The sequence below is a fragment of the Flavobacterium sp. 2755 genome (genome assembly GCF_031455715.1).
Classification (GTDB): domain Bacteria; phylum Bacteroidota; class Bacteroidia; order Flavobacteriales; family Flavobacteriaceae; genus Flavobacterium.
Genome location: NZ_JAVDTG010000003.1, coordinates 35,937 through 48,415 on the forward strand (window position 1 = coordinate 35,937; position 12,479 = coordinate 48,415).

Annotated in this window: 14 protein-coding genes; 12 read left to right on the top strand and 2 right to left on the bottom strand. The window is 32.5% G+C overall.

The window, feature by feature from the left end:
- Positions 1-220: 220 nt before the first annotated feature.
- The 12 genes from prmA to J2Y38_RS07490 all read left to right on the top strand — a co-directional run bounded on the left by prmA (position 221) and on the right by J2Y38_RS07490 (position 8,893).
- A complete protein-coding gene (gene prmA, locus J2Y38_RS07435) occupies positions 221-1,054 on the top strand; it encodes a 50S ribosomal protein L11 methyltransferase (protein ID WP_256634453.1) in 834 nt (277 codons plus the stop codon).
- 38 nt (positions 1,055-1,092) lie between these two features.
- Complete coding sequence (locus J2Y38_RS07440; protein WP_053473484.1) at positions 1,093-1,368, top strand: ATP-dependent Clp protease adaptor ClpS; 276 nt, start codon at positions 1,093-1,095, stop codon at positions 1,366-1,368.
- 65 nt (positions 1,369-1,433) lie between these two features.
- Positions 1,434-2,714, top strand: coding sequence for a sterol desaturase family protein (locus J2Y38_RS07445; RefSeq protein WP_309840970.1), 1,281 nt, complete (start codon positions 1,434-1,436; stop codon positions 2,712-2,714).
- On the top strand, positions 2,714-3,391 hold the full coding sequence (locus J2Y38_RS07450; protein ID WP_309840972.1) for a lysoplasmalogenase: 678 nt from the start codon (positions 2,714-2,716) through the stop codon (positions 3,389-3,391). The genes J2Y38_RS07445 and J2Y38_RS07450 overlap by 1 nt, the downstream gene beginning before the upstream one ends.
- 122 nt (positions 3,392-3,513) lie before the next feature.
- The gene (locus J2Y38_RS07455) at positions 3,514-3,966 is read left to right on the top strand and encodes a 2-dehydro-3-deoxyphosphooctonate aldolase (protein ID WP_309840973.1); all 453 of its coding nucleotides are present in this window, start codon (positions 3,514-3,516) and stop codon (positions 3,964-3,966) included.
- 24 nt (positions 3,967-3,990) lie between these two features.
- Positions 3,991-4,326: a hypothetical protein gene (locus J2Y38_RS07460; RefSeq protein WP_309840974.1), complete on the top strand. Its 336-nt coding sequence runs from the start codon at positions 3,991-3,993 to the stop codon at positions 4,324-4,326.
- A gap of 245 nt (positions 4,327-4,571) precedes the next feature.
- Positions 4,572-5,360, top strand: a complete 789-nt coding sequence (locus J2Y38_RS07465; protein ID WP_309840975.1) for an arylamine N-acetyltransferase — start codon at positions 4,572-4,574, stop codon at positions 5,358-5,360.
- 155 nt (positions 5,361-5,515) lie between these two features.
- Positions 5,516-6,334, top strand: coding sequence for a 3-deoxy-8-phosphooctulonate synthase (kdsA, locus tag J2Y38_RS07470; RefSeq protein ID WP_309840976.1), 819 nt, complete (start codon positions 5,516-5,518; stop codon positions 6,332-6,334).
- 20 nt (positions 6,335-6,354) lie between these two features.
- Positions 6,355-7,260: a hypothetical protein gene (locus tag J2Y38_RS07475; RefSeq protein ID WP_309840977.1), complete on the top strand. Its 906-nt coding sequence runs from the start codon at positions 6,355-6,357 to the stop codon at positions 7,258-7,260.
- 104 nt (positions 7,261-7,364) lie between these two features.
- Positions 7,365-8,045, top strand: a complete 681-nt coding sequence (locus J2Y38_RS07480; protein ID WP_309840978.1) for a YiiX family permuted papain-like enzyme — start codon at positions 7,365-7,367, stop codon at positions 8,043-8,045.
- 88 nt (positions 8,046-8,133) lie between these two features.
- Positions 8,134-8,586, top strand: coding sequence for a hypothetical protein (locus J2Y38_RS07485; RefSeq protein WP_309840979.1), 453 nt, complete (start codon positions 8,134-8,136; stop codon positions 8,584-8,586).
- A 4-nt stretch (positions 8,587-8,590) separates the two neighbouring features.
- On the top strand, positions 8,591-8,893 hold the full coding sequence (locus J2Y38_RS07490; protein ID WP_309840981.1) for a hypothetical protein: 303 nt from the start codon (positions 8,591-8,593) through the stop codon (positions 8,891-8,893).
- 74 nt (positions 8,894-8,967) lie between these two features.
- Here the strand turns inward: J2Y38_RS07490 and J2Y38_RS07495 are convergent, their stop codons facing one another.
- A complete protein-coding gene (locus tag J2Y38_RS07495) occupies positions 8,968-10,362 on the bottom strand; it encodes a M20/M25/M40 family metallo-hydrolase (protein ID WP_309840982.1) in 1,395 nt (464 codons plus the stop codon).
- 169 nt (positions 10,363-10,531) lie between these two features.
- Entirely contained in the window at positions 10,532-12,442 is a 1,911-nt protein-coding gene (locus J2Y38_RS07500) for a discoidin domain-containing protein (protein WP_309840983.1), read from the bottom strand.
- Positions 12,443-12,479: the final 37 nt, after the last annotated feature.

A 12,479-nucleotide genomic window follows, 5' to 3' on the forward strand; every position in this document is an offset into this window, starting at 1 on the left:
AGATTTTATTATTCTGTATTTTTAGCCACGAATTCACGAATTCAAATTAAAAAAAATCATTTTAATCCTTTTAATCTGTGGCAAAACAAAATATAAAACACAAAGCGGTACGTTAAGTATCGCTTTTTTTTATGTTTAAATAATTCTTAAATTAATAATGTTCGCTTAGATTTTTGAACAACTTCTGCTTTGGATTCTTACCTTTGCAAAAAAATTATTTATGTCGAATATTTATTTAGGATATCATTTTACAATTGAGCCAAAAGAACTTGGATCAGAAATTTTAGTGGCTGAATTAGGCGAAAAAGCGTTTGAAAGTTTTACAGAAACAGAAAACGGAATTTCGGCTTTTGTGAAGAAAGATTTATGGGATGAGAATATTCTGGATGATATTTATATTTTACAATCAGAAGAGTTTAAAATTGAATATACAATTGAAGAAATCGATCAGGTAAACTGGAACGAAGAATGGGAAAAGAATTTCGAACCAATTGACGTTGATGGAAAATGCCATGTTCGCGCTCCTTTTCACCCAAAAACCGATGCTGAATTTGATATTGTAATTGAACCTAAAATGAGTTTTGGAACCGGACATCATGAAACTACACACATGATGATTCAGCATTTATTAGAAATGGATGTTAAAGGTCTTAAAACTTTAGACATGGGCTGCGGAACTGCTATTTTGGCTATTTTGGCAGAAATGAAAGGCGCAGAACCAATCGACGCCATTGATATTGACAATTGGTGTTATTTAAATTCTATCGAAAATGCCGAACGCAATAATTGCAAACATATTTCCGTTTACGAAGGCGATGCTGCTTTATTAGCCGGAAAAAAATACGATTTGATTATTGCTAATATCAACAGAAATATTTTATTAAACGATATGCAGAGTTATGTAGATTGTTTAAACAAAAACGGAATTATATTATTTAGCGGTTTTTATGAAGAAGATATTCCGTTTATCGATGCTTCGTGCACTGAAAAAGGATTGACTTATGTTAAAAAACTTCAAAGAAACAACTGGGTTTCATTAAAATACGTAAATTAGTTAGTAGTAATTACAGCAGTACAAAAAACTAAAAAGAAATGAGTACTAAAGAAAAAGTAAGAGAAAGAGTTCGCGAAAAAGAAGCGACGGGATTCAATAACGAAATCATTGTGTATAACGACGATGTAAACACTTTTGACCACGTAATTGATACCTTAATGCGCGTGTGCGACCACACACCTGAACAAGCAGAACAATGTTCCTTAATTGTACATTACAACGGAAAATGCACTGTAAAAACAGGGCCAATGGATAAATTAAAACCTCAATGTACACAACTTTTGGAAGCCGGACTGAGCGCCGAAATTGTTTAATTTACCAATAATTTAAAAAACATTCTATTTTATTCTATATTTGGGATAAAATAGAATGTTTTTTTATGGAAGAATATGGAAAAATATTAATTATCGCAATGCCGATTTTCCTGGTTTTAATTGTAATTGAAAAACTATACGGCATTTACAAAAAGAACGATACTGCTCCATTAATCGACAGCGTTTCCAGTATCAGCTCCGGAATTACCAATTCTGTAAAAGATATTTTAGGACTCAGTGTCACTTTTCTTTCCTATGAATGGATGGTTTCTAAAATTGCTATTTTTCATCAGGAAGCCAATATTCTCTCCTATTTTATTGCCTTTTTTGTTATCGATTTTTATGGTTATTGGAGCCATCGACTGGCACATCAAATTAATTTCCTTTGGAACAAACATGCTATTCATCACAGCAGTGAAGAGTTTAATCTTGCCTGTGCGCTTCGTCAGCCCATTGCGAGTTTAGTTAATTTGTTTACTTTTTTACTGATTCCTGCAGCGTTATTAGGCGTTCCGGCTTCTGTAATTGCTATTACACTTCCACTCCACTTGTTTTTACAATTTTGGTACCATACCAAACACATTAAAAAAATGGGATTTGTGGAGCATATTTTAGTAACGCCTTCGCATCATCGGGTTCATCACGCTATAAACCCTGAATATTTAGATAAAAACCATTCGCAGATCTTTATCTTTTGGGATAAACTTTTTGGTACTTTTCAGGAAGAATTAGATAATGTTCCGCCAGTTTACGGAATCACAAGGCCAGCCAATACATGGAACCCTATAAAAATAAATTTTCAACATTTGACGTTATTAATAAAAGATGCCTGGCGTGCCGAAAGCTGGAAAGACAAACTTACCATCTGGTTTAAACCAACCGGATGGAGACCTGAAAATTTCGAACAAAAATATCCTGTAAACAAAATTGAAGATGTTTTTAATTTTGATAAATATGGAACACAGAATTCTCAAAAACTAATTTATTGGTCGGTTACGCAAATATTAATTACGCTTTTGTTTGTCAGTTTTCTTTTTGATAATATTGCCAAAATTGGCCTGCCCAATATCTTTATTTATGGATTTTTTATCCTCGTTACCATTTACAGCAATTCTGAATTAATGGACAAAAGCAGGTTTGCCATTTTTTGGGAAGGTTTTAGGTTGTCGATTGCTATTACAATTATAGCATTTTACGGCGATTGGTTTGGTTTAAATTCTGTTTTCTCATTTAGTAATTATATCATTCTGGGCTATTTAAGTATATCGTTTTTAGCTGCGATTTACTTTGTAACCATTGATTTTAGAACTAACCAAAACCAAACCATAAACCCACAAACCACATAATGAAAAACGCTGTATTTTTTAAAATTTATATTGCTTTCAGCTTTATTTATTTACTGCTTTTATATCTGGGATATGAAAGTTTAGACTGTTATTTAAAACCGGCTCTAATTCCGTTATTAATTGTTGGAGTGTATTTTTCCAAAAAATTCCCAACGCAAAAAATCCTTTTAACGGCATTGGTATTTTCCTGGATTGGTGACGTAATTCTACTTTTTGCAGACATTGCCGAAATCTATTTTATTTTGGGACTAGTTTCTTTTTTAATCTCCCACATCATTTATTGCGTACTTTTTAACAGACAAATTAAGGAGAAAGTAAAAAAGGATACTATAATTTTTATTTTCGGAAGTCTTATTATTGCCTGTTATTTAATCGGAATGTTATCGGTTTTACTACCTGCATTAGGCGATTTAAAAATTCCGGTTATAGTTTATGCCAGCGTAATTTCTGTTATGCTTTTGTTTGCATATAACGGACTTTTAATCTGGAAAAAACCTGCAAATCAATATGTCTTTTTTGGTGCATTATTTTTTGTTGTTTCAGATAGTATTTTGGCAATCAACAAGTTTCATATGACAATTCAGAAAAGTTCGTTTATTATTATGCTGACTTATCTTGTGGCACAATATCTGATTGTAAAAGGTATATTAAAACTGAATTCAAAAAAGGAAGCATAATAGCCCGCTGATAACACAGATTAAACGAATTATCACGGAGTTTTTTATTCTATTTTCTTTTTGAATTTATAATCTGTGACAAAAAACCTTTTACATTTGTGTGACCAAAATAAACCTCAACCATGAAAAAAATTAGTCTTTTTATTATTCTATTAATTTCAGTAACTTCTTGTATCAGTACAAAATCTACTTTGAAAAATGTAGATGATAATGCACCTGATTTAGTTTTAAATAAGAATAATACGTTTGTTATTACACAATATAGCAAAGACAAAAAATATGGTTATGATCCTGATTATCCTGTAAATTTATTTTTTAGAAATACGCAGGATGAAGCGACAAATGAGGTTCGTTTTTTGAATGCTTTAGCCGGACCAAATGGCGAAAAAATCACTTACAAACGCTTAGAAACCTGCTGCCCTTTTCCAACTAAAAGAAGCAGTATGGGAGCCGGATTTTTAAACGTATACGAATTAACCTGGGAAGGGCAAAAAAAGCCTATAACACTGTATTTAAATATTTATGAAAAAGGAATTTTGATGGTTCCGATGGGATTGAGTTTGAAGAAGGAGTAATATTAATTATATATTAAACCCTATATGTTAGGAATAACTCCTCTCGTTTTAATCGTTCTTCCTTTATTATTTCAAATAATATTTGGAACAATCTCTATTTTCAGAAATTATTCTTTTAGGTTTAAAACCGTATGTATAATTAATATAGTTCTTCAATTTGTTTTTGCAATTACTTCTTATTGTATTGCTTCTTATAATTTTTCAAAATACTTTGAACAACATCCAAATTCACCAAGATGCGGAATGCCATTTGTTGGTTTAATTGGACTTACTTTTATTTCTGCTTTAATTCTTTTTGTTGTTATTGTTATTCAATATTTTATAAAAAGATGGAAGAAAAATAATGACCTCAAAAACTAAAAAGCAATAAAGCTAAACCTTTCGCTAGCGCGAGCGTCCCGCTCGTGCCTGCAAAGATTATTTAGATGTTGATTGGATTTAGATTGCGGGCACGAGCGGGACGCTCGCGCTAGCAACAGTTGTCAAAAGAAAAAATCAAAAAAATCGAATTCAAAACTTACTGAATTTGTAACTTTACAAGTAAGCATATTTTCATATGCTTTAAACATTCATGTTTCTTATCGAAACAAATAAAATCTACTCAAATGGAACAATCAAAAAAATATAAAATTGAAGCTCCAAGTTTCGATTTACAGCAATATTTAAACAGAATCAATTTTTCAGAAGAAATTAAATTAGATCTAGCGGGTATAACAAAACTCATGCAAAGTCAGATATTTAGTGTGCCTTTTGAAAATCTTGATGTACAGGCAGGCAAAACAATCTCACTTATTGGTGATGATATTGTAAATCAAATCGTAGCTAAAAATCGCGGGGGCTATTGCTATCAAGTTAACGGAATCTTTTCTTTATTACTTCAGGAAATTGGTCTTCCACATTATTATATTGCTGTACGCCCGTTGGTTAATCCTATTCCAAATGCTAAAACGCATTTGGCAATTATTGCTGAAATTGAAAATGAAGAATATTTGATTGATTTAGGATTTGGAGGCAACAGTATTAGAGAACCTTTAAAACTGAGTGAAATTGGAACTGAAATTCAGCAGGATTTTGACACTTTTACTTTGGTAAAAACAGAAGATGATGACTATTTACTGCAAATAAAAATTGGAAAGGAATGGACTAATTTATATTCGTTTGATTTGACTCCTCAACGATGGATCGATTTTAAACCTGCCAATCACTACAATTATTCTCATCCGGATTCATTTTTTACACAAAACCTGATTGTTGTTTTACAGAATCCGCTTGGTAAAAAAATACTATTTAAAAATGTTATAAAATCTGTAAAAAACGGGGTTACTGAACTTATTCCTTTTGAAGATGATCAATTAAACACTCTTTTGAAAACAGAATTTAATTTGAAGGTGTAACAAGTCTTGTGTAGAAACTCTTACTAAAAACAAAGAAACCAATTACATACAGAAAAGTATTACATATTTAACAATTATTGCTCTTAAAATAATCTTAAATCTTCATCTGCTATTCATAAATCATAACTACCTTTGCAGGGCAAAAAAATAATTTTATGAACTTACAACATATTCCACAAATTAAGCATACTGACAGCGGGAATTTCTTTTTATTGGCGGGACCTTGCGCTATTGAAGGAGAGGAAATGGCTCTTAGAATTGCTGAAAAATTAGTTGGTATTACCAACAATCTTAAGATTCCTTATGTGTTTAAAGGATCTTTTAAAAAAGCAAACCGTTCTAGAATTGACAGTTTTTCTGGAATTGGTGACGAAAAAGCTTTAAAAATTTTAAGAAAAGTTTCAGAGACTTTTCACATTCCAACAGTTACAGATATTCATACTAACGAAGATGCTGACATGGCAGCACAATACGTTGATGTTTTACAAATTCCTGCATTTTTAGTTCGCCAGACTGATTTAGTTGTGGCAGCGGCAAATACGGGAAAAGTGGTAAATTTGAAAAAAGGACAATTTATGAGTCCTGAAAGTATGAAACATGCTGTACAAAAAGTATTAGACTGTAATAACGAAAATGTTGTCGTTACAGATCGTGGTACTATGTTTGGCTACCAGGACATGATTGTTGATTTTAGAGGAATTCCTACTATGCAGCAATATGCAACAACGGTATTGGATGTTACGCATTCTTTACAACAGCCAAACCAAACTGCCGGAGTTACGGGCGGAAGACCTGATATGATTGAAACTGTTGCTAAAGCTGGTATTGCAGTTGGTGTTGACGGAATTTTTATCGAAACACATTTTGATCCTGCAAACGCAAAAAGTGATGGCGCTAATATGCTTCATTTAGACTATTTTGAAGGTTTAATGAATAAGCTTGTTGCTATCAGAAAAACAGTTAACTCATTTTAATTTTATAATACTTAAGTTCTTTGAAAACAAATATTTTATTTTTCCTATTGGCTTGTGTTTCACTAAACACATTTGCTCAAGAAGAAATACCTGTACAAAAATATACTGCTCACAACAAAGGAAAATTCTTTGTTATGTGGGGTGGTAACAGAGAAAGTTACTCAAAATCTGATGTAACTTTTACTGGAAAAGATTATAAGTTTAGAGTAGAAGATATGTCTGCTCATGATAAACCAAAAGGATGGCACGTTGATTATATCAACCCTGCTAATATGACAATTCCTCAAACGAATTTGAGATTAGGTTATTTCTTTAGTGATCACTATAGTGTTACAATTGGTGTAGATCATATGAAATATGTAATGGCTCAGAATCAAACGGCTAAAGTTAATGGCGATATTAATTTACCTGCAAATGATCCTGCTTCTATCTACAATGGTCATTATGAAAATACACCTGTAGATATGTCTTTAAATGGTGCTATAGAAGGTGGTTATGACATGGGGGTTACTAATCCAAATGGACCAGCTTTTTTAATGTACGAACATACAGATGGTTTGAATTACATCAATACAGAAGTTTCAAGATTTGATGATATTTCGAAATTGTTCAGTCTTCCAAATATTGATAAAGTACAAATTAACTTGACTGAGGGATTAGGAGCTGGTGTTTTATATCCTAAAACCAATACTACTCTTTTAGGAAAAGAACGTCATGATGATTTTCATGTTTCTGGTTACGGTATTTCTGCAAAAGCAGGTCTAAATATTACTTTCTTCAAACATTTCTACCTTCAGGGAGAATTAAAAGGCGGTTATATCGATATGCACGATATCAAAACTACTGTAAGTAATGACGATAAGGCCTCACAGCACTTTTATTACTTTCAAAGAATTATTGCTGTTGGAGGAATCTTTAGAATCTAATTCTTCTTCAAAAATATATTTTAAAAATAGTTATCATTTATTTGGTAACTATTTTTTTTATTATTTACTTTGTAACTCAAAGTACTTTATTTTATATTTAAATTATGAAGAAGCAAAAATATATTTTCCTTATTATCACATTCGCACTAAGTTTTGGCTTGGCGTTGTTTGCAGCGATGAAAGTTTTCCCAAATAATCCGTTTTCGAAAACAAAGACGGAAACGAAAAATGAATCGAGTAAAATTCAGGATGGAGATATTATCTTTCAAACTTCACAATCTCCTCAATGCGAAGCTGTACGAATAGCAACCAATTCTAAATTTTCTCATTGTGGAATTATTTATGATATAAACGGAAATTGGTTTGTTTTTGAAGCCGTTCAGCCTGTAAAACTTACGCCGTTTGATGAATGGATTCAGCACGGAAAAGACAATAAATATGTGGTAAAGCGATTAAAAAATGCTGATAAAGTTTTGACTCCGGCTGTTCTTGAAAAAATGAAAGATTACAGCCAGCAGTTTGATGGAAAAGAATATGACGCTTATTTTGAATGGACGGATACGAGAATTTATTGTTCTGAATTGGTTTGGAAAATTTATAAAAACGCTGCCGGAATCGAGCTTTCAAAACTAAGAGAATTGAAGAGTTTTAATTTAGAAGATCCGAGAGTTCAAAAGATATTAAAGGAAAGATATGGGAATGAAATTCCGTTAGAGGAAAAAGTGGTTGCCCCTTCTGACCTGGACGATTCAAATTTGCTTAAAACTATAATTGATAATTATTAAAATTCGATAAAAGCTAATTTTAAAACCAATTAGCTTTTTTATTTCATTATTCACTTTGAATTTCAAAGAACTTTTAACTAACCAAGACATGAGAGATTATTTAATAGAAAAATTATACGAAACCACTAAAAAGCCTTATCAAAAGTATTTTAAGAAAAATGATCCGTGGGAAATCAATAAAACGGAATTAATGAATTTCCCGAAAGATAGTTTAGGTTATGGTTTAGGAAATTTTCTCTGCAAAAATCATTTTGACATTCAGGAAAAACTGGAAGATCATGATATTATTCATGTCTTAACCAATACCGGAATTTCAGTTTATGAAGAAATCGGGATGCAGTATTATCTTCTTGGCAACGGAAAAAGAAGCTTGTATTTGTTTATGGTTATTTTAACAGGGACATTATTTTATCCGAAGAAAATGAAATATTTCATTCAGCAATTTAAAAGAGGAAAACAAGCACATTCCTTCTATTATCTGGATTTTTCAAAAATGCTTTTAATGCCTGTAACATCTATTCAACAAACATTTAAAATTTAAAATCATGAAAACAATCAATCATAAATTTGAAGAAAAACAATCTACTGAATTAGCAATTGGATCTTTCATCATCATTACAATACTATTTATACTTTATATTGTTACAAACCAAAGTCCAAATATTCTTGTCATTGCGTGGCCATTTGCTTTTTCGGCAATAATCGTAAATTTGATAATGTTCGTTCATTTAGCAGATCGGTTTATTCATCTTCCTGAACAAAGAAGGGATATTGCAGTTAAAATTTTAATTCTGCTTTCTAATATTCCAATCACCTTTTTCTATTATTTATTAGTAATGAAAAATTAATTTTAGAGTTTCATCAAATAAAAAAGCTGCGAGTTCATACTCGCAGCTTTTAAATATTATCGATTTTAAGAATCTTAATTTGCTGATGGAAGAACGATTCCTGTTTGATCAATTAAATAAAGTAACGAAGTCATTGTTGCAGCACCAAGTTCTAATTCTCTTTTATTGATGGCATCAAATTTATCATTTGCTGCGTGGTGGTAATCAAAATAACGCTGAGAATCTGGTTTCAATCCTGCTTTAACAATTGCTTTAGACGTTAAATGATTAATATCTGAACCCGCATGTCCAATTGTAAAACTATGAACTAAATAAGGTTCGAAAAAGTCTTTAAATCCTTGTATTTTTTTCAAATTAGCATCATCAGCTTCAATAGAAAATCCTCTTGGAGAAAATCCGCCTGAATCACTTTCTAAAGCAAAAATATGGTTTTCGTTTTTCTGCTTAGAAACTTCTTCATATTTCGCACCGCCTTTTCCGCCATTTTCTTCGTTCATAAATAAAACTACACGAATCGTATTTTTAGGTTTGTAATTTAAATTTTTAAGAATTCTTATTACTTCCATACTTTGTACTACACCTGCTCCATCATCATGAGATCCATCAGCTAAATCCCAAGAATCTAAGTGACCGCCCACAACCATAATGTTTGATGGGTTTACTGTTCCTGTTAATTCTCCAATTACGTTATGAGACAATACATCTGGTAAAGTTTCACAAGATTGTTTGAAATAAAATTTTACAGTTGGATTTACTTTTAAAGTTTTACTTAATAATTCAGCTCCGTTTGTACTAATTGCTGCAGTTGGAATATATTGCTCTTTTGGCAAATCACCATAACTCTGAGCTCCTGTATGAGGAAAATCGTCTAAACGTAAATTCATTGAACGGACAATTGTTCCTACTGCCCCTAATTTAGCAGCTTCTTTTGCACCAGCATATCTTTGGTCTACACAAGCTCCGTAAGATGTAAATGTTTCGATATTTTCAGGGTTCATTGGTCTGTTATAAAAAACAATTTTTCCTTTTACTTTATCAGCACCTAATTCATTCAATTCTTTAATTCCCTGCACTTCAATTATTTCTGCTGTAAGTCCAGTTTTTGGAGTTGCAACAGATCCGCCCAATGCACAAATTGGCACAGCAGTTTTTACTTTTCCATCCACGATAAAAGCCGTTTCTTTTTCACCGCGAACCCAGTGAGGAACCATAACTTCCTGAAGATAAACTTTATCAAGTCCAAGGCCTTCTAATTGTCTTTTTGTATACTCTACAGCTTCTGCAGCACCTTTTGATCCTGACAAACGGCTTCCGATATCATTTGAAAGATATTCTAACCAAGAATAACATTTAGCTTCGGTTAAAGCTTTTTTATAAAATAATTTAATGTTTTTTTCATCATTTGACTGAGCAAAAGATGCGGTCAATCCATTTAAAACTAATGCAGTTAAAAGAATCGTTTTTTTCATAATTTTAATAACATTTTGGGGTTATGTTGCTTTTTTGGCTTCTCTTACAAAGAAACAAAATTCTACAGAACTGTCAGAGTTTTTTTGTAGCCTTTTCTCAAAAAAAAACTCTAATTATAAACCTTTTTTGTTCATAATTAGAGTTTTTCTTATTTTCTTTAAAATAATGTTACTTTACTTCGATAATCTTATTTTTTGTACCAATTCCGTTTTCATTAAAAGGCTCAATTGTAAAATAATACTTTGTTCCTTTGTCTAAACCTCTAAAATCGTATACGTTATCTCCATAAACCATAATACTGTTGTATAATTTATCTGGGGCAATTCCATAATAAATATTGTATCCTACAGCATCATTTTGTTTTTTCCACGAAATCATGGCGTTTCTTGAATCCAGTTTATTTCTGTCAACTTTAAATGCCGTAACCGCTTTTGGTTTTTCTGATAATCCATTTCCAAAAACCCTGAAATCTGAAATGGCAAACAATCCAGATGCATTGTGAATGTTGACCATTTTGATGTAACGTGCTTTAAATGATTTTGTTAATTCAACATAATCGTGTGGTGCATCCTTATCGTTTTTAGATTTATCTACCACCAAAGTCCAGTTTTGTACATCATCAGACATAAATATTTTATACTGATAGTAAATATCCATTGCTTTGTTATACTGTGTTGCTTTATGATCTGCATAATTGATCTGCAACGCCTTAATTTCCATTTGACGGCCTAAATCCATTTGAAGCCATTCGTCCGGATTTCCTGTTTTTGCAGACCAATACGTTTGAATATTTTCATCGGTTAAATTTTCCGGACCATAACAAAATTTCTCGTAGACTTTTTTCCCGCCGTTATCCATTCTGTGTGTTTCAACTTCCAAACATTCTTCAGAAGAAGAAACGGTTACAGGTTTTTTATAAGAAAGCAGCATCCATCCAGATGAAGCTCCTTTTGTCTGGTCACGATTACTTGTTGGAAGAACAATTGGAAAATCTCCGTAAGAAGTTATCGAATACATAACATCATCTTTATCAAAACCTGCTGGAAACATATCGATACGACGCTCAAAACGGTCTTTTATAGATATCTTACATGTTCCTGTGTTCCAATAATTTCCGTAGTTATCTGCAAAAGTATTTCCGTGTCCGGCACCAATTACAAATCCGCCCGGTTTATATGACATTGGATTGTGTTTTTGATACGTAAATGGTCCAAGCGGATTATCTCCAACATGAACTCCGTTTGCATAACCTTTAAATTCGGTGGCAGGCGCGCCATATTGCATATAATATTTTCCGTTGTGTTTTGTCATCCACGCTCCTTCAATGAAATTTCCCCAAGGTGCTGGTTCCATATCATTATTTGGACCAAAACGTTCCCAGCCGTGCGCTGCAGGATCTAAAATAGCAACTTCTTTGATCTGCCCATACGGACGCTGAATATCTTCTACTTCTGTTGCTTTGTATAATTGTGCATAATCAGCCTGATTTCCTTTTGGAAGCCATGTGTTATAATCAACCTCTGTACCTACAAGCGGTAGTTTTCCGCTTGAACCGTAATACATATATACTTTTTTATCATCATCCTGAAAAATCGCAGGATCCCACGTTGGCAGCATGGCTTTGTCTACGTGACGTGTCCATCTTCCTGATTTTGGATCGGCCGTTTTCCAAATTGGGTGATCTCTATTCCATGTTGAACCAACGTAAAATAAGGTATCATTTACAACCCATGCCGCAGGTGCGCATTGGTCATCGTCGCCCGGCTTTCTTTGAAAACTTCCGTAAACGAAATTCCAGTCTGACATGTCTTTACTCCAAAAGAAACCTGCCTGATTGGTTGCAAATAAATAATATTCGCCTTTATACGTAATAATTACGGGATCGGCGCTTGAACGGCGCGATTCAGGAATTCCGTTATGATTGTGAGTAGTAAAATTGTATCCAATATTGATTGGGTTACAATATGTCGTTGCGGGTTTATTTGGGTCAAACCAATCTGTTTTTCCGGGAATATTAGCTTTTTGCGACCAAATACTTGTTGTACAGGCAGCTAAAAGTAATAGGAATATCTTTTTCATTTATATTCTTTTTAAGTTTATATAGAATTCAATCTCT

What these genes read in the sequence shown, in the direction of transcription:
- J2Y38_RS07450 (WP_309840972.1), top strand. Translation starts at nt 2,714, where the DNA reads ATGAAAAACGCTGTATTTTTTAAAATTTATATTGCTTTCAGCTTTATT.
- kdsA (WP_309840976.1), top strand. Translation starts at nt 5,516, where the DNA reads ATGAACTTACAACATATTCCACAAATTAAGCATACTGACAGCGGGAAT.
- J2Y38_RS07480 (WP_309840978.1), top strand. Translation starts at nt 7,365, where the DNA reads ATGAAGAAGCAAAAATATATTTTCCTTATTATCACATTCGCACTAAGT.
- J2Y38_RS07495 (WP_309840982.1), bottom strand. Translation starts at nt 10,362, where the DNA reads ATGAAAAAAACGATTCTTTTAACTGCATTAGTTTTAAATGGATTGACC.
- J2Y38_RS07445 (WP_309840970.1), top strand. Translation starts at nt 1,434, where the DNA reads ATGGAAGAATATGGAAAAATATTAATTATCGCAATGCCGATTTTCCTG.
- J2Y38_RS07490 (WP_309840981.1), top strand. Translation starts at nt 8,591, where the DNA reads ATGAAAACAATCAATCATAAATTTGAAGAAAAACAATCTACTGAATTA.
- J2Y38_RS07500 (WP_309840983.1), bottom strand. Translation starts at nt 12,442, where the DNA reads ATGAAAAAGATATTCCTATTACTTTTAGCTGCCTGTACAACAAGTATT.
- J2Y38_RS07485 (WP_309840979.1), top strand. Translation starts at nt 8,134, where the DNA reads ATGAGAGATTATTTAATAGAAAAATTATACGAAACCACTAAAAAGCCT.
- prmA (WP_256634453.1), top strand. Translation starts at nt 221, where the DNA reads ATGTCGAATATTTATTTAGGATATCATTTTACAATTGAGCCAAAAGAA.
- J2Y38_RS07440 (WP_053473484.1), top strand. Translation starts at nt 1,093, where the DNA reads ATGAGTACTAAAGAAAAAGTAAGAGAAAGAGTTCGCGAAAAAGAAGCG.
- J2Y38_RS07460 (WP_309840974.1), top strand. Translation starts at nt 3,991, where the DNA reads ATGTTAGGAATAACTCCTCTCGTTTTAATCGTTCTTCCTTTATTATTT.
- J2Y38_RS07455 (WP_309840973.1), top strand. Translation starts at nt 3,514, where the DNA reads ATGAAAAAAATTAGTCTTTTTATTATTCTATTAATTTCAGTAACTTCT.
- J2Y38_RS07465 (WP_309840975.1), top strand. Translation starts at nt 4,572, where the DNA reads ATGGAACAATCAAAAAAATATAAAATTGAAGCTCCAAGTTTCGATTTA.